The sequence below is a fragment of the Pseudomonas sp. S3(2024) genome (assembly GCF_036861315.1).
Lineage (GTDB): Bacteria > Pseudomonadota > Gammaproteobacteria > Pseudomonadales > Pseudomonadaceae > Aquipseudomonas > Aquipseudomonas putida_A.
Map to the genome: position 1 here is coordinate 365,878 of NZ_JAZAQQ010000005.1, position 24,621 is coordinate 390,498.

At 61.3% G+C, this 24,621-nt stretch carries 20 protein-coding genes; 2 read left to right on the plus strand and 18 right to left on the minus strand.

The features are described 5' to 3' along the window. Positions 1-16 precede the first annotated feature (16 nt). The 16 genes from VLA07_RS15865 to leuC form a co-directional block, all read right to left on the minus strand. Entirely contained in the window at positions 17-793 is a 777-nt protein-coding gene (locus VLA07_RS15865) for an SDR family oxidoreductase (RefSeq protein ID WP_003226413.1), read from the minus strand. After that, complete coding sequence (locus tag VLA07_RS15870; protein ID WP_027611539.1) at positions 790-2,001, minus strand: O-succinylhomoserine sulfhydrylase; 1,212 nt, start codon at positions 1,999-2,001, stop codon at positions 790-792. The genes VLA07_RS15865 and VLA07_RS15870 overlap by 4 nt, the downstream gene beginning before the upstream one ends. A 73-nt stretch (positions 2,002-2,074) precedes the next feature. Then, entirely contained in the window at positions 2,075-3,580 is a 1,506-nt protein-coding gene (gene purF, locus VLA07_RS15875) for an amidophosphoribosyltransferase (protein ID WP_003226416.1), read from the minus strand. Positions 3,581-3,621: 41 nt separating this feature from the next. Continuing rightward, entirely contained in the window at positions 3,622-4,182 is a 561-nt protein-coding gene (locus tag VLA07_RS15880) for a CvpA family protein (RefSeq protein ID WP_007961197.1), read from the minus strand. A 98-nt stretch (positions 4,183-4,280) separates the two neighbouring features. Beyond that, positions 4,281-4,946: an SPOR domain-containing protein gene (locus tag VLA07_RS15885; RefSeq protein ID WP_097088670.1), complete on the minus strand. Its 666-nt coding sequence runs from the start codon at positions 4,944-4,946 to the stop codon at positions 4,281-4,283. Further along, positions 4,930-6,237, minus strand: a complete 1,308-nt coding sequence (gene folC, locus VLA07_RS15890; RefSeq protein ID WP_333989647.1) for a bifunctional tetrahydrofolate synthase/dihydrofolate synthase — start codon at positions 6,235-6,237, stop codon at positions 4,930-4,932. The genes VLA07_RS15885 and folC overlap by 17 nt, the downstream gene beginning before the upstream one ends. Then, complete coding sequence (accD, locus tag VLA07_RS15895) at positions 6,234-7,154, minus strand: acetyl-CoA carboxylase, carboxyltransferase subunit beta (protein ID WP_027611535.1); 921 nt, start codon at positions 7,152-7,154, stop codon at positions 6,234-6,236. Before accD ends, folC begins: the two co-directional genes overlap by 4 nt. 200 nt (positions 7,155-7,354) lie before the next feature. Continuing rightward, positions 7,355-7,999 (minus strand): phosphoribosylanthranilate isomerase, encoded by a 645-nt coding sequence (locus VLA07_RS15900; protein ID WP_183780985.1) that lies wholly within the window; start codon positions 7,997-7,999, stop codon positions 7,355-7,357. Between the two features lie 64 nt (positions 8,000-8,063). Next, positions 8,064-8,888, minus strand: a complete 825-nt coding sequence (truA, locus tag VLA07_RS15905) for a tRNA pseudouridine(38-40) synthase TruA (protein ID WP_333989699.1) — start codon at positions 8,886-8,888, stop codon at positions 8,064-8,066. 267 nt (positions 8,889-9,155) lie between these two features. Then, positions 9,156-11,786, minus strand: a complete 2,631-nt coding sequence (locus tag VLA07_RS15910; RefSeq protein ID WP_333989648.1) for a FimV/HubP family polar landmark protein — start codon at positions 11,784-11,786, stop codon at positions 9,156-9,158. A gap of 209 nt (positions 11,787-11,995) precedes the next feature. After that, positions 11,996-13,006, minus strand: coding sequence for an aspartate-semialdehyde dehydrogenase (locus tag VLA07_RS15915; RefSeq protein WP_027611531.1), 1,011 nt, complete (start codon positions 13,004-13,006; stop codon positions 11,996-11,998). A gap of 247 nt (positions 13,007-13,253) precedes the next feature. Then, positions 13,254-14,366, minus strand: a complete 1,113-nt coding sequence (asd, locus tag VLA07_RS15920; RefSeq protein WP_003226428.1) for an aspartate-semialdehyde dehydrogenase — start codon at positions 14,364-14,366, stop codon at positions 13,254-13,256. 66 nt (positions 14,367-14,432) lie between these two features. Next, positions 14,433-15,515, minus strand: coding sequence for a 3-isopropylmalate dehydrogenase (gene leuB, locus VLA07_RS15925; RefSeq protein WP_027611530.1), 1,083 nt, complete (start codon positions 15,513-15,515; stop codon positions 14,433-14,435). A gap of 55 nt (positions 15,516-15,570) precedes the next feature. Then, the gene (locus tag VLA07_RS15930) at positions 15,571-16,338 is read right to left on the minus strand and encodes a class I SAM-dependent methyltransferase (protein WP_333989649.1); all 768 of its coding nucleotides are present in this window, start codon (positions 16,336-16,338) and stop codon (positions 15,571-15,573) included. Between the two features lie 136 nt (positions 16,339-16,474). Beyond that, the gene (leuD, locus tag VLA07_RS15935) at positions 16,475-17,119 is read right to left on the minus strand and encodes a 3-isopropylmalate dehydratase small subunit (protein ID WP_333989650.1); all 645 of its coding nucleotides are present in this window, start codon (positions 17,117-17,119) and stop codon (positions 16,475-16,477) included. A 13-nt stretch (positions 17,120-17,132) separates the two neighbouring features. Then, a complete protein-coding gene (gene leuC, locus VLA07_RS15940; protein WP_096796153.1) occupies positions 17,133-18,551 on the minus strand; it encodes a 3-isopropylmalate dehydratase large subunit in 1,419 nt (472 codons plus the stop codon). Between the two features lie 141 nt (positions 18,552-18,692). Here leuC and VLA07_RS15945 point away from each other — a divergent pair, with 141 nt between their 5' ends. Both VLA07_RS15945 and VLA07_RS15950 read left to right on the plus strand, forming a co-directional pair. Beyond that, positions 18,693-19,583 carry a LysR family transcriptional regulator gene (locus VLA07_RS15945; protein WP_103367614.1) on the plus strand — a complete coding sequence of 297 codons (891 nt, stop codon included), beginning with the start codon at positions 18,693-18,695 and terminating at the stop codon, positions 19,581-19,583. A gap of 68 nt (positions 19,584-19,651) precedes the next feature. Continuing rightward, entirely contained in the window at positions 19,652-22,930 is a 3,279-nt protein-coding gene (locus VLA07_RS15950) for a sensor domain-containing protein (RefSeq protein ID WP_330207050.1), read from the plus strand. A gap of 48 nt (positions 22,931-22,978) precedes the next feature. On the opposite strand, the gene VLA07_RS15955 is transcribed toward VLA07_RS15950, so the two are convergent. Both VLA07_RS15955 and VLA07_RS15960 read right to left on the minus strand, forming a co-directional pair. Continuing rightward, positions 22,979-23,422 (minus strand): Hsp20 family protein, encoded by a 444-nt coding sequence (locus VLA07_RS15955; protein WP_007969230.1) that lies wholly within the window; start codon positions 23,420-23,422, stop codon positions 22,979-22,981. 121 nt (positions 23,423-23,543) lie between these two features. Next, positions 23,544-24,503, minus strand: coding sequence for a tRNA dihydrouridine synthase (locus VLA07_RS15960; protein WP_095140142.1), 960 nt, complete (start codon positions 24,501-24,503; stop codon positions 23,544-23,546). Between the last annotated feature and the right edge of the window lie 118 nt (positions 24,504-24,621).

Genomic DNA, 24,621 nt, shown 5'->3' on the forward strand with positions numbered 1-24,621 from the left:
AGGAGAAGAACGCGATCTACTCGGTGTAAATCATCTTTTTCGTCATGCCACCATCCACGACGAATTCCTGCCCGGTGACAAACCCGGCATTGCGCGACAACAACCACGCTACCATCGCCGCGACGTCTTCGACGGTCCCTACCCTGCCCGCCGGATGCTGCGCATGATCGGCATCGGCCAGCGGCTCGGCTCGGCGCGCAGAAGGATCCCGCGCATCGATCCAGCCCGGGCTGACCGCATTGACGCGAATCTCCGGCCCAAGGCTGATCGCCAACGCATGGGTCAGCGCCAACAACCCGCCCTTGCTCGCCGCATACGCCTCGGAATCAGCCTCCGACTGCCGCGCACGGGTCGAGGCCAGATTGACGATCGAGCCGTTGTGCGCCCGCAGATACGGCGCACAATGCTTGGCCAGCAGCATCGGCCCACTGAGATTCACCGCCAGCACCCGATTCCAGTACGCCAGATCAAGACTTTCCAGGGTGATGTTGTGCGGGTCAGCGACTGCCGCGTTGCACACCAGCGCATCGAGACGACCAAATTGGCCGAGCACCTCGGCAACGCCCAGCGCGACCTGACTTTCATCCGCCACGTCCATGGCGATGAACCAGGCATTCTCGCCCAGCACCTTCGCCACTTTCGAACCGCGCACACGATCGAGATCAGTCAACACCACTTGCCAGCCTTCGCTGATCAACCAGGCCGCGATACCCAAACCGATGCCGCGCGCAGCACCGGTAACCAGCGCCACGCGGCCATGGGTGCCCGCCTTCGGAGTAGACAACTCGATCACAACGCCGCCAGACCGCGCGACAGATCAGCCTGCAGGTCCGCCACGTCTTCCAGACCGACCGCGATGCGGATCAGGCTGTCACGAATCCCTGCTGCTTCACGCTCCTGTGGCGCCAGACGGCCATGGGAGGTGGTGCTCGGATGAGTGATGGTGGTTTTGCTGTCACCAAGGTTGGCGGTGATCGAGATCAACCGGGTGGCATCGATAAAGCGCCACGCGCCCTCTTTGCCGCCCTTGACCTCGAAACTCACCACCGCGCCGAAGCCCTTCTGCTGACGCTGGGCCAGTTCATGCTGCGGATGGCTCTTGAGACCGGCGTAATGAACCTTCTCGATACCGTCCTGCTGCTCCAGCCATTCGGCCAGTTGCTGGGCGTTGGCGCAGTGCGCCTTCATCCGCAGATTCAGGGTTTCCAGGCCCTTGAGGAAGATCCACGCGTTGAACGGACTCAGTGTCGGCCCGGCGGTGCGCAGGAAACCGACAACTTCTTTCATCTGCTCGCTGCGACCGGCCACCACACCGCCCATGCAGCGGCCCTGGCCGTCGATGAACTTGGTCGCCGAGTGCACGACGATGTCCGCACCGAGTTTCAGCGGTTGCTGCAAGGCAGGCGTGCAGAAGCAGTTGTCGACCACCAGCATCGCGCCTTTGGCGTGAGCGATTTCCGCCAGTGCGGTGATATCCACCAGCTCGGCCAACGGATTGGACGGCGACTCGACGAACAGCAGCTTGGTGTTCGGCTTGATCGCCGCATCCCACGCCGAGAGATCGGCCAGCGGCACGTAGTCAACTTGCACACCGAAACGCTTGAAGTATTTCTCGAACAGGCTGATGGTCGAACCGAACACGCTGCGCGACACCAGGACGTGATCGCCGGCACTGCACAGGCTCATCACCACCGCCATGATCGCGGCCATGCCCGTGGCGGTGGCGACCGCTTGCTCAGCGCCTTCCAGCGCAGCGATACGCTCTTCGAACGCGCGCACGGTCGGGTTGGTGTAGCGCGAGTAAACGTTGCCCGGCACTTCCCCGGCAAACCGCGCGGCCGCGTCGGCAGCGGTGCGGAACACGTAGCTGGAAGTGAAGAACATCGGATCACCGTGTTCGCCTTCCGGCGTACGGTGCTGACCGGCACGTACGGCCAGGGTATCGAACGCTACGCCTTCGAGGTCGCTGTCCAGCCGACCGGCATCCCATTCCTGACTCATGCTGTCACTCCTTGCCCTGTTCTTGAAAATTAAAAGTCAGATACAAAACCGGCCCCTCAGGGCCGGTAGAAACTCAGTTGTTGTACAGATCGATGATCGCACTGACCGCCTGGGTCTTGACCTTGGAGGCATCGTTGCGTGCCTGCTCGATCTTGTCCAGGTAAGCCTCGTCGACGTCGCCGGTGACGTACTTGCCGTCGAACACCGCGCAATCGAAGTTTTCGATCTTGATCTTGCCGCCACCGACTGCTTCGATCAAGTCAGGCAGATCCTGATAGATCAGCCAGTCTGCACCGATCAGATCCGCCACATCCTGAGTCGAACGATTGTGTGCGATCAGTTCGTGAGCGCTCGGCATGTCGATGCCGTAAACGTTCGGGAAGCGTACGGCCGGGGCCGCCGAGCAGAAGTAGACGTTTTTCGCGCCGGCTTCGCGGGCCATCTGGATGATCTGCTTGCAGGTGGTGCCGCGCACGATCGAGTCGTCGACCAGCATCACGTTCTTGCCGCGGAATTCCAGCTCGATCGCGTTGAGCTTCTGACGAACCGACTTCTTGCGGGCAGCCTGGCCCGGCATGATGAAGGTCCGGCCGATGTAGCGGTTCTTGACGAAGCCTTCGCGAAATTTCACGCCCAGGTGGTTCGCCAGCTCCAGCGCGGCGGTGCGGCTGGTGTCCGGGATCGGGATGACCACGTCGATGTCGTGTTCCGGACGCTCGCGCAGGATCTTCTCGGCGAGTTTCTCGCCCATGCGCAGACGCGCCTTGTACACCGACACGCCGTCGATGATCGAATCCGGACGCGCCAGGTAAACGTGTTCGAAGATGCACGGGGTCAGGGACGGGTTGGTCGCGCACTGACGGGTGTGCAGTTTGCCGTCTTCAGTGATGTAGACCGCTTCGCCCGGGGCCAAGTCGCGGATCAGGGTGAAACCGAGCACGTCCAGCGAAACGCTTTCGGAAGCGATCATGTACTCGACGCCTTCGTCGGTGTGACGCTGGCCGAACACGATCGGACGGATGCCGTGCGGGTCACGGAAACCGACGATGCCGTAACCGGTGATCATCGCCACCACCGCGTAACCGCCGACGCAACGGTTGTGCACGTCGGTCACGGCGGCAAACACGTCTTCTTCGGTCGGCTGCAGCTTGCCGCGCTGGGCCAGCTCGTGGGCGAACACGTTGAGCAGCACTTCCGAGTCGGAACTGGTGTTGACGTGACGCAGGTCGGATTCGTATATCTCCTTGGCCAACTGTTCAACGTTGGTCAGGTTGCCGTTGTGCGCCAGGGTGATGCCGTAAGGCGAGTTGACGTAAAACGGCTGCGCTTCGGCCGAGGTCGAGCTGCCGGCAGTTGGGTAACGGACGTGACCGATACCCATATGGCCGACCAGGCGCTGCATGTGACGCTGCTGAAACACGTCACGCACCAGACCATTGTCCTTGCGCAAGAACAACCGGCCATCATGGCTGGTCACGATACCGGCAGCGTCCTGGCCGCGGTGCTGGAGCACGGTTAGCGCGTCATACAGCGCCTGATTGACGTTCGACTTACCGACGATACCGACGATGCCACACATGCGACGCAACCCCTACTTAATGGATCTGAACTGAACAACACTCACTGAGGCGTTTTGGCCGACGGCAAGAGTTGCTCCTTGAACGGAATATCAGCGGGTACGCTGATTCCGCTGGCAAGCCACTGACTGCTCCACCCGAGAATCAGGTTTTTGGACCAGTCGGCGACCAATAGAAACTTTGGCACGAGCTGTGATTCTTTCCACCACCCGTCCTGCTGTACCGGCCCCAGGCTCAAAAGCCCGACTGCCACGACCACCAGCAACACGCCACGCGCCGCGCCGAAGGCCATGCCCAGGAATCGATCGGTGCCGGACAATCCGGTCACGCGCACCAACTCGCCGATAAGATAATTGATCATTGCGCCCACGATCAGTGTGGCGACAAACATGATGGCACAGCCCGCGATCACGCGAGCCGATGGGGTTTCGATGTATCCGGCGAGGTACTCGGACAGTGAGCCACCGAACATCCAGGCAACCGCTCCTGCGATGATCCAGGTCACCAGCGATAATGCTTCCTTGACGAAGCCGCGGCTCAAACTGATCAAAGCGGAGATGGCGATGATTGCAACGATCGCCCAGTCAACCAGGGTAAATGGCACAGTGCAGCCTACAGACGGATAAGGCGGCGCATTTTAGCAGAGCGCACCGCTGTCGGTAAGCTGCGATTTTCAGTGCATTTCAATCGAATCGATAGATCCTAGCCGCGCTCGGGCTGGAAGCGCACGACAAACCCCTTGAGGTTCTGCTGGCGACTCAACAGATCACGCAGACGATCGGCCTCGGCACGCTCGATCAGCGGTCCCACGAACACCCGGTTCTTGCCGTCGGCGGAACGGATATAAGCGTTGTAGCCCTGACTGCGCAGGGTTTTCTGCAGGCTTTCGGCGCTGGCGCGACTCGACAGACTGGCCAGTTGCACCGACCAGCTGACCGACAGACCGTTGGCATCGACGCGACTTTGCGTGGTGTCAGGTTTCGATGCAGCAGCAATTGGCTGAGCAGGCGCCGGAATCGGCTTGGCCACCGCAGGCGGCGCAGTCGGCTTGGCGATTGCTATGGGCGCCGTTGGGGCCGGGGTTGGGGCCGAGGCCGCCGCGACTGGAGCAGCAGGCGCAGTGTCTTCTGCGACTTCTTCATCCGCTGGCACCGGTTCTTGTGGCAAAGCTTGCGGCTCAGGCACGGCCACCGATTCCATTTGCACCTGCGGCATCGAAGGGGCTTGCGGCGCGGCAGGCGCCTCGACCGTCACTTGACGTTGCTCGTCCTGGCGGGAAAACAGCATCGGCAGGAAAATCACCGCCAGTGCCACCAGCACCAGGGCGCCAACCATGCGCTGCTTGTACGCTTTATCCAGCAAAGCCATTTGCCGCTTCCTCCGTGGAGCGCCGGGCCAGCCATTCAAGGGCCTCGGCGACACAATAAAATGATCCGAACAACAGAATCTCGTCGTCGCTGGTTGCGATCTCGCACTGCCCTTCCAGCGCAGCCGCGACACTGTCATAGGACGTGACGGACGCGCCAAGGTTCTGCAATCCGGCGTGCAATTCACTGACCGGACGCGAACGTGGCGAATCCAGCGGCGCGACCGCCCAATGCTGGACACTAGCATTCAATTCGCCGACAACACCATCCAGATCCTTGTCGGCCAGCAAGCCGAACACCGCCAGGCGCTTGCCTACCGGCGGCCGACTGGCCAGGCGCCGCGCCAGATACTCCGCCGCGTGCGGGTTATGCCCCACGTCCAGCAGCAGGTTCAGGCGCCTGCCATCGAATTCGAACGAGCGGCGATCCAGCCGGCCGACCACACGAGTGGCCTGCAAGGCAGCAACAATTTGCGACCGATTCCACGGCAAGCCGAGCAGCAGATATGCCTGCAAGGCCAGCGCGGCGTTTTCCATCGGCAGATCGAGCAGCGGCAAATCATGCAATTCGACCACCTGACCCTGGGCGTCAGTGCCGCGCCATTGCCAGTGGTGATCAGTGATCCCCAGATCGAAGTCGCGCCCGCGCAGAGAGAATGGGCACGCCAACTCGCGGACCTTGTCGAGCAGCGGTTGCGGAGGATTCAGGTCGCCGCACAAGGCTGGTTTGCCCTGACGGAAAATCCCGGCTTTCTCGAAGGCCACGGATTCGCGGGTATTGCCCAGGTATTCGGCATGATCGACGCCAATGCTGGTAACCAGCGCGATATCGGCGTCCACCACATTGACCGTGTCCAGACGCCCGCCCAGACCGACTTCCAGCACCACAGCGTCAAGTTTTGCCTGTTGAAACAGCCAGAACGCCGCCAGGGTGCCCATTTCGAAATAAGTCAGGGAAGTGTCGCCACGCCCGGCCTCCACCGCAGCGAAGGCCTCGCACAGCTGCGCGTCAGTGGCTTCGACGCCATTGAGCTGCACCCGCTCGTTGTAACGCAGCAGGTGCGGAGAATTGTAGACACCCACGTTCAGGCCCTGCGCCCGCAGCAATGACGCCACGAAAGCGCAGGTCGAACCCTTGCCGTTGGTGCCGGTGACCGTAATCACCCGAGGCGCAGGCTGGCCCAGTCCCATGCGGGACGCTACCTGTTGCGAACGCTCCAGCCCCATGTCGATGGCCGATGGATGCAACTGCTCAAGGTAGGCGAGCCACTCGCCAAGGGTACGCTCGGTCATACGTTGGCAGGCACCGGTGGAACGACGATTGGCTCGACAGGCGCGGCGACGTAGGTCGGAGTCGGCTGGCCGGTCAGTTGCGCCAGCAGATTGCCCAGGCGCGGACGCAGTTCACGACGATCGATGATCAGATCGATCGCGCCATGCTCCAGCAGGAACTCGCTGCGCTGAAAGCCTTCCGGCAGTTTTTCACGCACGGTCTGCTCGATCACGCGCGGACCGGCGAAGCCGATCAGTGCCTTTGGCTCACCGACGATCACGTCGCCGAGCATCGCCAGACTGGCGGAAACGCCGCCGTAGACCGGATCGGTCAGCACCGAGATGAACGGAATGCCTTCTTCACGCAGACGCGCCAGTACCGCCGACGTCTTGGCCATCTGCATCAGCGAGATCAGCGCTTCCTGCATGCGCGCACCACCGGAGGCGGCGAAGCAGATCATCGGGCAACGGTTTTCCAGGGCGTAGTTGGCGGCGCGCACGAAGCGCTCACCGACGATGGCGCCCATGGAACCGCCCATGAAGCTGAATTCGAATGCCGACACCACCACCGGCATACCCAGCAGGGTGCCGCTGACGGAGATCAGCGCGTCTTTTTCGCCGGTCTGCTTCTGTGCAGCGACCAGACGGTCCTTGTACTTCTTGCCGTCGCGGAATTTCAGACGGTCAACCGGCTCCAGATCTGCACCCAGCTCGTTGCGGCCTTCGGCATCCAGGAAGATGTCGATACGCGCCCGTGCGCCGATGCGCATGTGGTGGTTGCACTTGGGGCAAACGTCCAGGGTCTTTTCCAGCTCAGGGCGATACAGCACAGCCTCGCAGGACGGGCATTTGTGCCACAGACCTTCAGGCACCGAGCTCTTCTTGACCTCCGAACGCATGATCGAAGGGATCAGTTTGTCTACCAACCAGTTGCTCATGCTTTCTTTCTCCAGTACCGGCGGCCCGAACGCTCTGGTTCGCAGCCCCGCGTATGCCCTTCAGCTAAATTCATGTGTGTGGCGATGATTGATGGAACGCCGCGGTCAGCGCGAAACATGACCTGCGTGCAACTCCAGAAACCCTCAGCCTCGCCTGCTTTGTGCAAGTGCATTGATGGACGGCGGCAGTTCGCCAGCCGTCACATCGAAGTAGACGCTCCCTGCGAGCTTCTACGTACGGCATTGATGAACGCGCGGATCTTCGCATGATCCTTGATGCCCTTGCTCGCCTCTACCCCACCGCTGACATCGACCGCGTACGGTTTGACTCGCGCCACGGCGTCGGCGACGTTTTCCGGGGTGAGACCACCGGCCAGGATCAGTGGCTTGCTCAACGCTTGCGGAATCAATGACCAGTCGAACGCCTCGCCGGTTCCGCCCGGCACGCCTTCGACGTAAGTGTCGAGCAGCACGCCACTGGCACTCGGATAGGCATCGACGGCAGCGGCGATGTCGTCGCCAGCCTTGACCCGCAATGCCTTGATGTACGGACGATGCCAGCCTTCGCACTGTTCAGCGGTTTCGTCGCCATGGAACTGCAACAGGTCCAGCGGCACGGCATCGAGGATTTCCCCCAACTCGCAGCGGCTGGCATTGACGAACAGGCCCACCGTCGTCACGAACGGCGGCAAAGCCTGAATGATCGCCCTCGCCTGCTGCACATTCACTGCACGCGGGCTCTTGGCGTAGAACACGAACCCGATCGCATCCGCCCCGGCCTCGACCGCTGCCAACGCATCTTCTATGCGGGTAATCCCGCAGATCTTGCTGCGAACGGCTGACATATCGAGAAAAACTCCGCGTCAAATTCGGGAAAGTCCCGGATGGTAACAAAAGCGCTCGAGGGCGTCAGCCGTCAAGTTCCGAGAAACCCGTAAGGAAATGTGGCCCGATAAAACGCTCGGGCAACGGAAATTCATCGTGATACTCGACCTGCACCAGATACAACCCGTACGGATGCGCTGTCACGCCACCGGAACGGCGCTCGCGGCTTTCCAGCACTTCTTTCATCCACTCGACCGGGCGTTCGCCTGCACCGATGGTCATCAACACACCGGCAATGTTGCGCACCATGTGGTGCAAAAAGGCGTTGGCGCGGATATCGAGCACGATCATCTTGCCGTGACGGGTCACGCGCAGGTGGTGCATTTTCTTGATCGGCGACTTGGCCTGGCACTGACCAGCACGGAACGCACTGAAATCGTGAGTGCCGATCAGGTATTGCGCCGCTTCAGCCATGCACTCAACGTCGAGTGGGCGGTGGTTCCAGGTGATCTCTTCGTTGAGATGCGCCGGACGAATCTGATCGTTGTAGATGACATAGCGATAACGCCGGGCGATGGCTTTGAACCGCGCATGGAAATGCGCCGGCATCACCCGCGCCCAGCTGACACTGATGTCGTGGGGCAGATTGATATTGGCGCCCATCACCCAGGCTTTCAGCGAACGATCGACTGGCGTGTCGAAATGAACCACTTGTCCGCAAGCATGCACCCCGGCATCGGTACGCCCGGCGCACTGCAGCGAAATCGGCGAATTGGCGACTTTCGACAAGGCTTTTTCGAGCTCTTCCTGCACCGTGGCCACGCCGGTCAACTGACGCTGCCAGCCGCTGTAGCGCGAGCCTTTGTACTCGACGCCCAGTGCCACACGGTAAAAGCCTTCGGGTGCCATTTCGGCGACCGGGTTATCTATGTTTGCCAAGGTGGGACAGCCTGCTGATGTACAAAGGCGGGCATTATAAGGCTGTGAGTCGGGGATGCCAGTCAGTTCTGTGTTGACCGATCCGGCCTCTTCGCGAGCAAGCCCGCTCCCACATTTGAAATGCGCTCTACCTGTGGGAGCGGGCTTGCTCGCGAAAGCGCCATTCCAGGCGCTGCAGAATCCAGCCCAAACAAAAACGGCAGCCTCAATGGGCTGCCGTTTTTATTTACCGCTGGCTCATGCCAGGTGCGAAAGCATTTCCTTGGCTTCGCCACGCTGCTTTTCGTCACCCTCGGTCAACACTTCGTTGAGGATGTCGCGTGCGCCGTCGCTGTCGCCCATATCGATGTAGGCCTGGGCCAGATCGAGTTTGGTCGCGGCTTCGTCGGTGCCGGCGAGGAAGTCGAAATCGTCCTCGCCCAGATCATCGCCCATGGCCGCATCGGCTTCGGTGAAGGTCGGCTCGGCGATGCTCTGCGACAGGCGATCCAGCTCGGCGTTGACGTCATTCAGTTCCGCTGCGAATGCGTCAGGCTCGGCCGCCGGGTTGCTGTCCATTTCATCAGCCAGCGACAGATCGAAATCCGCCGGCAGCTCCAGATCGTCCTGTGGCACTTCGTTGGCGACCACAGGCTCGACCGGCGACAGGTCTTTCACACCTTCGTCCAGATCCAGCAGGAAGTCATCCTCCGCCAGATCCGCCGCCGGGGCTGGCGCAGGCTCGGCACCCAGATCCAGATCGAGGTCGAAGTCCGACAGGTCGTCGAGGTTCTCTTTGATCTCTGTCTGCTGTTGCAGCACCGATTCAAAGCTCAGATCGTCGTCGGCCGGGAACTCGTCCAGCTCCACCGGAGCTTCAGGCTCAACAACAGGTGCAGGCTCAACAGGAGTGATGTTGTCGAGATCGTCCAGGCTCAGGTCGAACGCGCTATCCAGGTCGTCCGCCGCAGGCGCAGGCGCCTCTGGCTCGTCGAGCAGCAGCTCCTTGACGTATTGCGCATCGAGTTCGGCGGCGGCTGCCGCTGCAGCCAGACCCGCGACAGCGACGACCGCCATGGCCGGGAAGCGTTTTTTCAGCTCTTCGACCTTGGCGAAGTTATCACCGTTGGCCACCAACTGACGCTCCTGACCCACGAACGCATCGCGGTCGCCCTGCTGACCGTAAACCTCCATCAGTTTCAGACGCAGATCACTGCGTTGCGGCTCGAGGCTGACGCCCTCTTCCAGCAACGCTGCGGCCTGATTCAGGCGACCGGCATTGATGTGCGACTGCGCCTTGTCCAGCACGTCATCGGAACGCTCGGCGGACGGTGCGACCAATGGCGCGGCAATCGGCTCAGCCATCACCACCGGAGCCACTACCGCAGCAGGCGCTGGCGCAGGTGCCGGGGTGTTGAGCTTGACGCTGGCAGCAGGTGTTTCCAGGCCTTCGAAGCTGCTTTCCGGCAGATCCTGCTCGGCGGAGAACTCTTGCTCTTCCGCCAGAGCGCGGGCCATGCGCAGGTGTTTCTCGGCTTCCTGCTGGGCTTTGCGGCGACGGGCCAGCAGCAACAGCAGAAGCAGCAACACCACCGCACCGCCACCGATCAGACCCAGCAGGATCGGATTGGTCAGCAGTTCATTGAAGGTTTTGTCTTCATCGACTACCGGTTTTGGCGCAACCACTGGCGTCTCGGCAGGCGTGTCGACCGGTGGCGCAATCGCCGATTCAGGTGTTGGCGCCGCTTCTGCCGGGGTGGCTGGAGGGGTTGCAGCCAGTTCGGCGGTGATCGCCGGTACGGCAGCAGTGGCGGCTGGCGCAGCGCCCGGGCCTTCGGCCTGCATCTTCGCCAGTTGATTGTTCTTCAGCTCGATCAGGCGTTGCAGCTTGTCCAGCTGACTTTGCAGATCGGCCATGCGGCTTTTCAGTTCCTCGTTGTCACGACGGGTCGTGTCGAGGCTTTCCTGAGTCACCGCCAGCTTGTTGCTCAAGGCCTTGGCATCGCCGGCCGGGCCTTTGCCACGCCCTTTGGCGTTTTCGGCAGAGACCAGACTCAGGTTGTCCTTGGCATTCTGGCCGGCGCCGACATTGCTGCGACCACGCTTGGTGGCATCGAGCTGCTGCTGGCCGGTACCCGGCTTGGCCACATAGCGACGACCCTGACGCCAGGCTTCGTTCTGCGCGGCGACTTCGGCAATCGCTTTCGATTGCGGCAGCGCGGTGCTTTCCACCGAGTCCGGCAGGCGCAGCACCTGACCGGTTTTCAGCCGGTTGATGTTGCCGTCGATGAACGCATCCGGGTTGAGCGCCTGAATCGCCAGCATGGTCTGCTGCACCGAACCGCCGGTGCGCGCCTTCGCGGCAATTTCCCACAGGGTGTCGCGCGGCGTGGTGGTGTATTGCGACGGGTGCGTGGCGCCGGTGGTCGGTGCGGTGATGGTCTGCGACGGTGCCGGTTGCGCAGCGGCGTCAGCGGTCTGTGGCGAGAATTTCGACGGATCCAGCAGCACACTGTAATCGCGCAGCAGACGGCCATTCGGCCACATCACCTGCACGAGGAATTTCACCATCGGCTCCGACAGCGGCTTGCTCGAAGTCACGCGCAGTACGCTTTTGCCGTTGGCGTTGAGCACCGGGGTGAACGTCAGGTCGTTGAGGAAGGCCTGGCGATCGACGCCGGCCTTGGCGAAATCTTCGGGTGAAGCCAGGCTCGGCACCACTTCGGCAGCGGTGAGATCCTTGACGTCGAGCAACTCGATCTCGGCCACCAGCGGCTGGTTCAGGGTCGACTTCAGGGTCAGCTCCCCGAGCCCGAGGGCATGCGCCATACCGGAGGACAGCGCCGAGGCGGCCGCTATTGCTAACACCAGTTTGCGAACTTGAACCATAGCCTCATCCTTTGTTTGAACGTTCCTCGGCCAGCGAGAAGATGTTGATTGCCGCTGCCGTAAGGCATTGCGCGCGACGACGACAGACTGCCGCGCGCGATCATTTCTTTGATGCCCCGGAAAGTCCCGGAGGGTGACACGTTATCAAGTGCTCCGGGCAAGCATAGCGCTCACCTAGAATGAGTCGACAAATTGTTGCCAAGTATCTTTTACAGCAGGTCTTTTATCAACAATTCAGCGACCTGCACAGCATTCAGGGCCGCGCCTTTGCGTACGTTATCTGACGTCAGCCACAGATTAAGTTCCGCCGGGTCGTCGACACCGCTGCGCACCCGACCGACATAGACAACGTCCTGCCCCACCGCGTCACCCACCGCAGTCGGATAATCGCCGGCCTCAACCAGCTCGATGCCGGGCGCATCCTCAAGCGCAGCGTTGACCTTTGCCAGGTCGACCGCGCTCGCTGACTGCAAGGTCACGCTATAGCTATCGCCAAAAAACACCGGGGCTTGAACGCAAGTGGCGGAAATCTTTAATAAAGGTTGCTTCAGCACCTGACGCAACTCGCGCACCAGACGTTTTTCCAGCAGCGTGTGGCCTTGAGCGTCGGGCGTGCCGACCTGGGCCAACAGGTTGAAGGCCATCTGCCGATCAAAGAAAGTCGGCTCCAGCGGACGCATGTTCAGCAACTCAGCGGTCTGCCGCGCCAGCTCGGTCACAGCTTCGCGACCTTGGGCGGACACGGCCAGATTGGCGGTGACGTTGACGTATTGCAGTTCGAGCAAATCGAGCAGCGGCGCCAGCACCACGGCCAGCGTCGTCGCCGAAGGGCTTGGGCTGCTGACCTGGAACGGCGCTTTCAGACCGGCGATCACCTCGGCGTTGGCCTCCGGCACCACTTGCGGCGCCTGCTCGGCCGGCAACGCGCCGGACAGATCGATCAGCGAGCAACCGGCCGCGTGGGCACGCGCCGCGTAACTCAGGGAAACGGCAGCGCCAGCGGCAAAGAACACCAGTTTGACCTTGCTGAAATCGAACTCGTCGACTTCACGCACGCGCACGTTCTTGTTGCGAAACAGCACCGAACTGCCGGCGGATTCGCTGCTCGCCAGCAGGTGCAGGTTGCCGACCGGGAAGTCGCGCTCTTCGAGAATCTGTACGAGGGTTTCGCCGACAGTACCGGTGGCGCCGACGACGGCAATATCAAGGGTCTGGGTCATGGTTCTACCTCTGGCGAAACGGGGGGAGCGGCACTTTACCGGGTGAGTGAGATGCAGGCAATTTCTGCGGGACTTGCAGTGTCCGTTCTGACCTCTTCGCGAGCAAGCCCGCTCCCACAGGGGGAACGCAGTTCAAGGGTGGGAGCGGGCTTGCTCGCGAAGGCGCCAGACCTGACACCGGGAACCCTCAGGCATAAAAAAACCCGCACCTCTCACAAGGCGCGGGTTCTTTCACGACTTCAAGCTATCAACGCTCAAGCAGGATCCGCAGCATGCGACGCAGCGGTTCGGCCGCGCCCCACAGCAGTTGGTCGCCGACGGTGAAGGCACCGACGAATTGCGAGCCCATGTTCAGCTTGCGCAGACGACCCACCGGTACGTTCAGGGTGCCGGTGACCTTGGTCGGGCTCAGCTCCTGCATGCTGATGTCGCGGTTGTTCGGCACCAGTTTGACCCAAGGGTTGTGCTGGCTGATCAGCCCTTCGATATCAGCGATCGGCACGTCTTTGTTCAGCTTGATGGTCAGCGCCTGGCTGTGGCAACGCATGGCGCCGATGCGCACGCAGATGCCGTCGACCGGGATCGGGCTCTTGAAGCGGCCGAGGATCTTGTTGGTCTCGGCCTGGGCCTTCCACTCTTCGCGGCTCTGGCCGTTCGGCAGTTCCTTGTCGATCCACGGGATCAGGCTGCCGGCCAGCGGTACGCCGAAGTTTTCGGTCGGGTACGCGTCGCTGCGCATGGCTTCGGCCACGCGACGGTCGATGTCGAGGATCGCGCTGGCCGGATCGGCCAGTTGATCGGCCACCGCAGCGTGGGTCGCGCCCATCTGCTTGATCAGTTCACGCATGTTCTGCGCGCCCGCACCGGAGGCCGCCTGATAAGTCATGGCGCTCATCCACTCGACCAGACCGGCCTCGAACAGGCCGCCCAGGCCCATCAGCATCAGGCTGACGGTGCAGTTGCCGCCAATGTAGTTCTTGGTGCCCGCGTCCAGTTGCTGGTCGATGACCTTGCGGTTGACCGGGTCGAGAATGATCACTGCGTCATCGTTCATCCGCAGGCTGGAAGCCGCGTCGATCCAGTAACCCTGCCAGCCGGCTTCGCGCAGCTTCGGGAACACTTCGCTGGTGTAGTCGCCGCCCTGGCAGGTCAGAATCACGTCGAGGGTTTTCAGCTCTTCAATGCTGTAAGCGTCCTTGAGCGGAGCAATGTCCTTGCCCACGGACGGGCCTTGGCCACCGACATTGGAAGTGGTGAAAAACACCGGCTCGATAAGATCGAAATCCTGCTCTTCCAGCATCCGCTGCATGAGCACGGAACCGACCATGCCGCGCCAACCGATCAGACCTACACGTTTCATCGCAACTACACCTTCTTGAAAAGTGGGCCGCTGCTTTGTATTGAATTTCGCAGCGGGCCCGAGAGATTACAGATTCCGCAGCGCGGCGACTACTGCGTCACCCATTTCCTGCGTTCCGACTTTAGTGCAACCGGCCGAATAAATGTCACCGGTGCGCAAGCCTTGATCCAGCACCACGCTGACGGCTTTCTCGATGGCATCGGCCGCATCGTGCAGATTGAAGCTGTAACGCAGCATCATCGACACCGACAGAATCGTCGCCAGCGGGTTGGCAATGCCTTTGCCGGCGATGTCCGGGGCCGAACCGTGGCAAGGCTCGTACATGCCCTTGTTGTTCGAATCCAGCGAGGCCGACGGCAGCATGCCGATCGATCCGGTAAGCATCGAGGCTTCGTCGGAGAGAATGTCGCCGAACATGTTGTCGGTGACGATCACGTCGAACTGCTTCGGTGCGCGCACCAGTTGCATGGCGGCGTTGTCGACGTACATGTGGCTCAGTTCGACTTCAGGGTAATCCTTGGCGACCTGCTCGACCACTTCACGCCACAGTTGGCTGGACGCCAGCACGTTGGCCTTGTCCACCGAGCACAGCTTTTTGCCGCGAACCATGGCCATGTCGAAACCGACGCGGGCGATACGGCGGATTTCGCTTTCGCTGTACGGCAGGGTGTCGTAAGACTGACGCTCGCCGTTTTCCAGGGTGCGGGTGCCGCGTGGCGCGCCGAAGTAGATGCCGCCGGTCAGCTCACGCACGATCAGGATGTCCAGACCGGCAACGATTTCCGGCTTCAGGCTCGAAGCGTCGGCCAGTTGCGGGTAGAGGATCGCCGGACGCAGGTTGCCGAACAGGCCCAGTTGCGCACGGATTTTCAGCAGACCGCGCTCAGGGCGGATGTCACGCTCGATGGTGTCCCATTTCGGGCCGCCCACGGCGCCCAGCAGCACGGCGTCGGCAGCACGGGCACGCTCGAGGGTTTCGTCGGCCAACGGCACGCCATGCTTGTCGATGGCGGCGCCACCGATCACGTCATGGCTCAGCTCGAAGCCCAGGCTGTACTTGTCGTTGGCCAGCTCCAGCACCTTGACCGCTTCGGCCATGATTTCCGGACCAATACCGTCACCTGGGAGAATCAGAATCTGCTTGCTCATGCTTTCCTCGTGTCTTCAATCGGTTCGCCTCTAACAGGCGCGCCCGGAAAAATGCTTAGCGTTCGGCCATCAATACGATTACATCTGTACTGAACGAGCCGTCGGCATCAATCTCAAAATATTCGCGCACTTCGTTGCCCATCGACTGCTGCAACTGGCGGATCGCCGCGCGCATCACCTCGGGCGTGCGCATGCGCTCGACCCAACTGCGGTACTCCAGACGCAGGCGCTGACGCGTGGTGCTGCGAGTGTGCAGCCCGGCCTCGCTGACCTGACGCAACCACTCACCGGCGGAATAATCGCGCACGTGGCTGGTGTCGCGCAGCACTTCGACGCTTTGCAGGTAAGTGTCGAACAACGGACTGCCCGGTGACAACACGTCGATGAACGCTGCCACACCGCCCGGTTTCAGCACCCGACGCACTTCACGCAGGGCCACCCCGAGGTCGCTCCAATGGTGCGCCGAATAACGACTGAACACGTAATCGAATTCGCCATCGGCAAACGGCAGGCGCTCGGCGGCGCCGTTGACCGTGGCAATGTTGGCAAAACCGCGATCCACAGCCGCAGCGGCGACCACGTCGAGCATTTGCTGCGACAGGTCGTAAGCCACCACTTCCTTGACCAGCGGCGCCACGTGAAAACTCACATGACCGGCGCCGCAACCCAGGTCCAGCACCCGGGCCGCGCCCTGCCCGGCCAGTTCAGCCTGTAGCAGCGCGAATTCGGTGCCTTGAGCGTGAACGGCGCTGCTCAGGTAGGCGGCGGCCTGTTCACCGAATTGCTTTTGTACAACCTGACTGTGTTGGGCGGTGCTGGTCATGGTCACATCCTGCATTTGTGTTGTTTGAGCGGCCGTCTTCGCGAGCAGGCTCGCTCCCACAGGGGAATGCATTTCAAGTGTGGGAGCGAGCCTGCTCGCGAAGAGGCCGGCCCTGACTACATCAATCTCGAATCAATCACGCGTCGCGGAACAACCACGGCTGGCTCACACGATGCCTGGCCTCGAACGCCGCAATCGCATCACCGTCCTGCAAGGTCAGGCCGATATCGTCCAGCCCATTGAGCAGACAATGCTTGCGGAACGCGTCGATCTCGAAGCGGTACACCCTGCCGTTCGGGCTGGTCACGGTCTGCTCGTGCAGATCGATCTGCAATTGATAGCCCGGCTCGGCCTCGACCTGCTTGAACAACTCATCGACTTCAGCGTCGCTCAGGATGATCGGCAGCAAGCCGTTCTTGAAGCTGTTGTTGAAGAAGATGTCGGCGTAGCTCGGCGCGATGATGCTGCGGAAACCGTATTCTTCCAGTGCCCATGGCGCGTGTTCACGGCTGGAGCCGCAACCGAAGTTCTCGCGGGCCAGCAACACACTGGCGCCTTGATAACGCTCGGCATTGAGCACGAACTCCTTGTTCAACGGGCGCTTGGAGTTGTCCTGATACGGCTGGCCGACATCCAGGTAACGCCACTCATCGAACAGGTTCGGGCCGAAACCGGTGCGCTTGATCGACTTCAAAAACTGCTTGGGAATGATCTGGTCGGTGTCGACGTTGGCACGATCCAGAGGCGCGACAAGACCAGTGTGCTGGGTAAAAGCTTTCATGCTGCGCTCTCCTTCAGATCAATTCACGAACGTCGATGAAACGACCGTTCACCGCCGCCGCAGCGGCCATGGCCGGGCTCACGAGGTGGGTACGACCACCGGCGCCCTGACGGCCTTCGAAGTTACGGTTGGAGGTCGAGGCGCAATGCTCGCCGGACTCCAAACGGTCCGGGTTCATCGCCAGGCACATCGAGCATCCCGGCTCACGCCATTCGAAACCGGCTTCGAGGAAGATCTTGTCGAGACCTTCGGCTTCCGCCTGCGCCTTCACCAGACCCGAGCCCGGTACGACGATTGCCTGCTTGATCGTCGAAGCGACTTTGCGGCCCTTGGCGATCACGGCCGCAGCGCGCAAGTCTTCGATGCGCGAGTTGGTGCAGGAGCCGATGAACACGCGATCCAGCTGAATGTCGGTGATCGCCTGATTGGCGGTCAAACCCATGTATTTCAGGGCGCGGACGATCGAGTCGCGCTTGACCAGATCCATCTCTTTGGCCGGATCCGGCACGTTCTGATCAACGGCCAGGACCATTTCCGGGGAGGTGCCCCAACTGACTTGCGGCTTGATCTGCGCAGCGTCCAGTTCAACCACGGTGTCGAACTTGGCATCGGCATCGGAGACCAGGTCTTTCCAGGCTTCAACTGCCTGATCCCACTGCGCGCCTTTCGGTGCGAACGGACGGCCCTTGACGTACTCGACAGTCTTTTCGTCCGCAGCCACCAGACCCACGCGGGCGCCGGCTTCGATGGACATGTTGCAGATGGTCATGCGGCCTTCGACCGACAAATCGCGGATCGCGCTGCCGGCGAATTCGATGGCATGGCCGTTACCGCCGGCGGTGCCGATCTTGCCGATCACCGCGAGGACGATGTCCTTGGCGGTCACACCGAATGGCAACTGACCTTCGACGCGCACCAGCATGTTCTTCATTTTCTTCGCGACCAGGCACTGGGTGGCGAGCACGTGCTCGACCTCGGAAGTGCCGATCCCGTGCGCCAAGGCACCGAACGCGCCGTGGGTCGAGGTGTGCGAGTCGCCGCAGACTACGGTCATGCCCGGCAAGGTTGCGCCCTGCTCCGGGCTGATCACGTGGACGATGCCTTGGCGGATGTCGTTCATCTTGAACTCGACAATGCCGTACTCATCACAGTTGTCATCGAGGGTCTGCACCTGCAAACGCGAGACCTGGTCGGCAATGGCTGCGATGCCGCCCTTGCGCTCTGGCGTGGTCGGTACGTTGTGGTCCGGGGTCGCGATGTTGGCATCGATGCGCCATGGCTTGCGCCCGGCCAGACGCAGGCCTTCGAAGGCTTGCGGCGAGGTCACTTCGTGGATGATGTGACGATCGATATAGATCAGCGCCGAGCCATCGTCGCGCTGCTTGACCAAATGCGAATCCCAGAGCTTGTCGTAGAGCGTTTTGCCGGCCATCAGACGGTTCCTCATCAGCTTGTTTCTATGCCCTGGGCTTATCAATAACCCTTTGGCTTGTGAGGCCGATCCTATGGGGTTAGATTAAATAACTCAAATTCATATTTTTTATGCTTTGGATAACCAACTGGAATACGAACCATGGATCTGGCCAACCTCAATGCTTTTATCGCCATCGCCGAGACCGGCAGCTTCTCCGGCGCCGGGGAACGCCTGCATCTGACGCAACCGGCGATCAGCAAACGCATCGCCGGACTGGAGCAACAATTGAAGGTGCGGCTGTTCGACCGACTCGGTCGTGAAGTCGGCCTGACCGAGGCCGGCCGCGCCCTGTTGCCCCGGGCTTATCAGATTCTCAACGTGCTGGACGACACCCGTCGTGCCCTGACCAACCTGACCGGCGAAGTCAGCGGTCGACTGACCCTGGCCACCAGTCACCACATCGGCCTGCACCGCTTGCCGCCCCTGTTAAGGGAATTCACCCGCCGCTACCCACAGGTGGCGCTGGATATTCAGTTCCTTGATTCGGAAGTGGCCTACGAAGAGATTCTCCATGGCCGTGCGGAACTGGCGGTGATCACCCTGGCGCCAGAGCCGCACACACTGGTCAAAGCCGCGCCGGTATGGGACGACCCGCTGGATTTCGTGGTGGCGCCGGAACATTCGCTGATCAGCAATGGCGCGGTGAGCCTGGCGGACATTGCCGGTCATCCGGCGGTTTTTCCCGGAGGCAACACCTTTACTCATCACATTGTCCAACGCTTGTTCGAAGCCCAAGGGCTGACGCCGAACATCGCCATGAGCACCAACTACCTGGAAACCATCAAGATGATGGTCTCCATTGGTCTGGCCTGGAGTGTTCTGCCCCGCACCATGCTTGATGAACAGGTGGCGCGCATACCTTTGCCGGGCATACAGCTCAGTCGCCAGCTAGGCTATATCGTGCACACCGAACGGACGCTGTCGAATGCGGCAAGGGCTTTCATGGCCTTGCTGGATGCGCAAATCGATCTGCCAGGGACTCCAGGCTAACTTGTGCTACTCCTATAGAGCCGCTGTCCCTGTGCCTAACGCCACCATCAGCTCAAGGCCCGTTAACAATGCCGAAATCTGTTGACCGAATTCCGCCGATGCCGCGTATTCAGGCCATTGATCCGCGACGTTCCGAGCAGAGCTGGGAGAGTGCGCCGCAATTGCTCGCCGCACTCAACGGCGCCCGGCTCGGCGCCTGGTATTGGGACATCGAGCGCGGGCAGATCAGCTGGTCACGGGGCACTCAGGCGCTGTTCGGCTTCGATCCACGTCAACCGTTGCCCCAGGACCTGGAATATCTCGACCTGCTGCCGCCCGAAGACCGGGCGAAAACCGTGCGCGCCTTCCACGCGGTGATTGCCGGCGCCCCGCTGGAACAGGCGATGCACCACCGCATCCGCTGGCCCGACGGCAGCCTGCATTGGCTGGAAATCAGCGGCAGCCTGCTGCCGGACAAAAACGGCCGGCCCCGAATGATCGGGGTGATTCGCGAAATCACCCACCAGCGCCAGCGCGAACAGGCTCTGAGCAGCTCGGAGAAACGTTTCGCCACACTTTTTCACCTGTGCCCGAACATGGTGCTGCTGACGCGCCAGGAAGACGGCCTGATCACCGAAGCCAACCAGTATTTCGAAAGTCTGTTCGGCTGGCCGGTCCAGGACGCCATTGGTCGCACCACACTGGAACTGGGCCTATGGGTGCACCCCGAACAACGCGCAGAGCTGGTGAAAAAGACCAAGGCCAAAGGTGAATTGATCAGCATGGAAGTGCAGTTCCGCGCCAGCAACGGGCAGATTCATGACGGTATCCTCAGTGCGCAAAAGGTCGAACTCGAAGGCCAGCCGTATCTGCTCAGCACGTTTCTCGACACCACCGAACGCAAAGCCGCCGAACACGCCTTGAAAGACAGTCAGGAACGCCTTGATCTGGCGCTGGACTCGGCGCAACTCGGCACCTGGGACTGGCACATTCCCAGCGGCATGCTCTACGGCTCGGCGCGGGCCGCGCAACTGCACGGGCTGGAGCCGATCCCGTTTCACGAATCATTCGAGGAGTTCTTCGAAGGCGTGCCCGGCGAGGAGCGCGACAGCATGCGCGACGCCTACCGCAGCCTGCGCGAAGGCCCGGCCGGCAACTATCAACTGACCTATCGCGTGCAACTGGCGGATGGCAGCTCACGTTATCTGGAAAGCCGCGCCCGCCTCTACCGCGACGAAAATGGCGCGCCACTGCGTATGGCCGGGACCTTGCTGGACATCACCGATCAGGTCGAGCGCGAGCAACGTCTGGTCGCCTCCGAAGAGAAATTTGCCACGCTGTTCCAGGTCAGCCCCGACCCGATCTGCGTCACCCGCCAGGACAGCGGCGAGTTCATCGAGATCAACAACAGCTTCACCCAGACCTTCGGCTGGAGCGCCGCCGACGTGATCGGGCGCACCGCCGAGGACATCGGCCTGTGGGACGCCTCGGCGAAGAGTCTGCAACGCATCGAGCGGGTGATTCGCGAACAGGGTCTGAGCAATGTCGCGATCATCGTCCAGCACAAGGACGGCCAGTCGCTGACGTGCGTGATTTCCAGCCGGCAGATCAGCGTCGGCAATCAGCCGTGCATCGTCACCACCTTGCGCGACATCACCCAACAACAGCGCTCCGAGGCCGCACTCAAGGCCAGCGAAGAGAAATTCGCCAAAGCATTTCACTCCAGCCCCGATGCGATCACCATCACCGAACGTGACACCGGGCGCTATCTGGAGGTCAACGACGGTTTCTGCCGCCTCACCGGTTATCGTGCTGAAGAAGTGGTGGGCAAGACCGTGTACCAGATCGGCATCTGGGCCGAAGAGAAACAACGCTCGGCGCTGCTTGCCGAACTGCAGATCAAGGGCCGCGTTCATCATCAGGAGATGCTCGGGCGCAACAAGCGCGGTGAGTTGCTGACCGTTGAAGTGTCGATCGAACCGATCACCCTCAACGAAACGGCGTGCCTGCTGCTGACCGCCCGGGACGTCAGCCTGTTGAAAAACGCTGAAGCACAGATCCGCCATCTGGCCTATCACGATCCGCTGACCAATCTGCCCAACCGCGCCCTGCTGATGGATCGCCTGAGCCAGCAGATCGCCCTGCTCAAGCGCCACAACCTGCGCGGTGCGCTGCTGTTCCTCGACCTTGACCACTTCAAGCACATCAACGACTCGCTGGGCCACCCGGTCGGCGATACGGTGCTGAAAATCATCACCGCACGGCTCGAAGCCAGCGTGCGCATGGAGGACACGGTGGCGCGTCTCGGCGGCGATGAATTCGTGGTGCTGCTCAGCGGCCTCGAAGGCACGCGCAACGAGGTCAGTGCACAAGTGCGGGAACTGGCCGACACCATTCGCGAACTGCTCTCGGAGCCGATGTTCCTCGACGGCCAGCGCCTGCAGGTGACACCGAGCATCGGCGTGGCACTGATTCCCGATCACGGCTCGACCCCGACCGACCTGCTCAAGCGCGCCGACATTGCGCTGTACCGAGCCAAGGATTCCGGGCGCAACACCACGCAGATGTACCACAACACCATGCAGAAGGCGGCCAGCGAACGGCTGCGCATGGAGACCGACCTGCGTCTGGCGTTATCGCGCGGCGAGTTCAACGTGCATTACCAGCCGCAGGTCGATGCGCAGGACAACCGCATCATTGGCGCCGAGGCGCTGGTGCGCTGGAATCACCCGGAACTCGGCGCGCAATCGCCCACTGAATTCATCAAGGTGCTGGAAGACAGCGGGCTGATTCTGGAGGTCGGTACCTGGATCCTCGATGAGGCCTGTGAGGCGTTCAAACAATTGATCGCGCTGAAACTGGTCGACCCGCTCAACTTCAGCCTGTGCGTAAACATCAGCCCACGGCAGTTCCGCCAGAACGACTTCGTCGAACGCATCGAACACAGCATGAGCAGCCACGGCCTGCCCTGCTCGCTGCTGAAACTGGAGATCACCGAGGGCATCGTCATCCAGAACCTGGAAGACACCATCAGCAAGATGCGCCGTCTGAAAAAACTTGGCGTGAGCTTCGCCATGGACGATTTCGGCACCGGCTATTCATCGCTGACCTACCTCAAGCGCCTGCCGGTGGACACCCTGAAAATCGACCAGTCGTTCATCCGCGACGCAACCACCGACCCCAACGACGCCGAGATCATCCGCGCCATCGTCGCCATGGCCCGCAGCCTGGAACTGGAGGTGATTGCCGAAGGCGTGGAGACGCCGGAGCAACTGGCGTTCCTGCAAGGGCTGGGCTGCCATTTGTATCAGGGCTATCTGCACAGTCGGCCAGTGGCGCTGGAGGCGTTGAAAAAAATGCTCGAATGACGAGCACAAAAAAAGGGCGCCAGTGGCGCCCTTCTTTTTTGCTCGGCCTTATTGCAGAACCGGCTTCTGCGCTCCGTTGATCGGGATGCGCTTGGCTTTCGCTTCTTCCGGGATCACCCGCAACAGGTCGATGCTCAACAGACCGTTGCTCAGATCGGCGGCCTTGATCTCGATGTGATCGGCCAGGCGGAAGGACAGCTTGAAAGCCCGCTGGGCAATGCCTTGATGCAGGAAGGTCACGCCTTCGTTGGCATCACGCTTGCCGCCACTGATGGTCAGCACACCCTTCTCGACTTGCAGCTCCAGGTCTTCTTCCTGAAAACCGGCTGCCGCTACGACGATGCGGTATTGATCGTCACCGTGTTTTTCCACGTTGTAGGGTGGGTAGGTGCTGCCTGGCTCGTTGCGCAGCGCGGTTTCGAACAGGTCGTTGAAACGGTCGAAACCCACCGAGGAACGGAACAGTGGTGCCAGGGAAAATGCAGTACTCATGGTTCAAATCTCCTGAAAACAATCAGCAAGGTCTTTTGACTCCGCGACCCGAATTCGGCATCGCGTAACCCTTAGATAGGGACCGCCAAAATGATTTCAAGAGAGTATTTGCAGATTTTTTTCAGGCTGCGGCGGCGACCGGCAAACCCAGCAAACGCGAGACTTGATCCGGTTCTGTCTCGCGACGCAGCACGGTAAACAGCTCGGTGGCCTCGGGATAATTGCGCGTCAGCATCGCCAGCCATTGCTTCAAGCGACCCGGCGATTGCCGTGCGGTCATCTGCGCCTTGGCTTGCAGCCAGAAGTCCTGAATCAGCGGCAGCAGCTCGGCCCAGCTCATCTCGACCACTTCTTCACCGGCGCGCGCGGCAGCGATCTGCCGGGCCAGATCCGGGCGCGACACCAGACCGCGTCCGAGCATGATGTCTTCGACGCCGCTGATCTCGCGGCAACGGCGCCAGTCTTCGACGCTCCAGATATCACCGTTGGCGAACACCGGCACCTTGACCACCTCCTGCACCCGCGGAATCCACTCCCAATGCGCCGGCGGCTTGTAGCCATCAACCTTGGTTCGGGCGTGAACCACAATGTGTTCGGCGCCGCCCTCGGCCAGCGCGGTGGCGCAGACCAGCGAGCCGTCAGGGCTGTCGAAACCGAGGCGCATTTTCGCGGTGACCGGGATGTGCGCCGGCACGGCGCGACGCACGTGTTCGACGATGCTGTTGAGCAGCTCCGGCTCCTTAAGCAGCACCGCCCCACCCCGGGATTTGTTGACGGTCTTGGCCGGGCAGCCGAAGTTCAGGTCGATCACTTCCGAGCCGAGCTCGCAGGCCAACGCCGCGTTTTCCGCCAGGCACACCGGATCGGAGCCCAACAATTGCACGCGCAACGGCACACCGGAACGGGTGCGGGCGCCGTTCAGCAGCTCCGGGCCGAACTTGTGGAAGTAGGCCGGGGTGAGCAACTGATCGTTGATCCGAATGAACTCGGTCACGCACCAGTCGATGCCGCCAACGCGGGTCAGCACGTCGCGCAGGATGTCGTCGACCAACCCCTCCATGGGCGCCAGGGCAATTTGCATGGGGAAAACACACTCAGGAAGAAAAAACGTGCGGCAGTTTACTGGATATCGCAAGAAACCGCAGATCCCTTGCAGGAGTGAGCCTGCTCCCACAGGTATTGGGGTCTGCCGCAGGTTT

What these genes read in the sequence shown, in the direction of transcription:
- VLA07_RS15870 (WP_027611539.1), bottom strand. Translation starts at nt 2,001, where the DNA reads ATGAGTCAGGAATGGGATGCCGGTCGGCTGGACAGCGACCTCGAAGGC.
- purF (WP_003226416.1), bottom strand. Translation starts at nt 3,580, where the DNA reads ATGTGTGGCATCGTCGGTATCGTCGGTAAGTCGAACGTCAATCAGGCG.
- VLA07_RS15885 (WP_097088670.1), bottom strand. Translation starts at nt 4,946, where the DNA reads ATGGCTTTGCTGGATAAAGCGTACAAGCAGCGCATGGTTGGCGCCCTG.
- folC (WP_333989647.1), bottom strand. Translation starts at nt 6,237, where the DNA reads ATGACCGAGCGTACCCTTGGCGAGTGGCTCGCCTACCTTGAGCAGTTG.
- accD (WP_027611535.1), bottom strand. Translation starts at nt 7,154, where the DNA reads ATGAGCAACTGGTTGGTAGACAAACTGATCCCTTCGATCATGCGTTCG.
- VLA07_RS15900 (WP_183780985.1), bottom strand. Translation starts at nt 7,999, where the DNA reads ATGTCAGCCGTTCGCAGCAAGATCTGCGGGATTACCCGCATAGAAGAT.
- truA (WP_333989699.1), bottom strand. Translation starts at nt 8,888, where the DNA reads ATGGCACCCGAAGGCTTTTACCGTGTGGCACTGGGCGTCGAGTACAAA.
- VLA07_RS15910 (WP_333989648.1), bottom strand. Translation starts at nt 11,786, where the DNA reads ATGGTTCAAGTTCGCAAACTGGTGTTAGCAATAGCGGCCGCCTCGGCG.
- VLA07_RS15915 (WP_027611531.1), bottom strand. Translation starts at nt 13,006, where the DNA reads ATGACCCAGACCCTTGATATTGCCGTCGTCGGCGCCACCGGTACTGTC.
- asd (WP_003226428.1), bottom strand. Translation starts at nt 14,366, where the DNA reads ATGAAACGTGTAGGTCTGATCGGTTGGCGCGGCATGGTCGGTTCCGTG.
- leuB (WP_027611530.1), bottom strand. Translation starts at nt 15,515, where the DNA reads ATGAGCAAGCAGATTCTGATTCTCCCAGGTGACGGTATTGGTCCGGAA.
- VLA07_RS15930 (WP_333989649.1), bottom strand. Translation starts at nt 16,338, where the DNA reads ATGACCAGCACCGCCCAACACAGTCAGGTTGTACAAAAGCAATTCGGT.
- leuD (WP_333989650.1), bottom strand. Translation starts at nt 17,119, where the DNA reads ATGAAAGCTTTTACCCAGCACACTGGTCTTGTCGCGCCTCTGGATCGT.
- leuC (WP_096796153.1), bottom strand. Translation starts at nt 18,551, where the DNA reads ATGGCCGGCAAAACGCTCTACGACAAGCTCTGGGATTCGCATTTGGTC.
- VLA07_RS15945 (WP_103367614.1), top strand. Translation starts at nt 18,693, where the DNA reads ATGGATCTGGCCAACCTCAATGCTTTTATCGCCATCGCCGAGACCGGC.
- VLA07_RS15950 (WP_330207050.1), top strand. Translation starts at nt 19,652, where the DNA reads ATGCCGAAATCTGTTGACCGAATTCCGCCGATGCCGCGTATTCAGGCC.
- VLA07_RS15955 (WP_007969230.1), bottom strand. Translation starts at nt 23,422, where the DNA reads ATGAGTACTGCATTTTCCCTGGCACCACTGTTCCGTTCCTCGGTGGGT.
- VLA07_RS15960 (WP_095140142.1), bottom strand. Translation starts at nt 24,503, where the DNA reads ATGCAAATTGCCCTGGCGCCCATGGAGGGGTTGGTCGACGACATCCTG.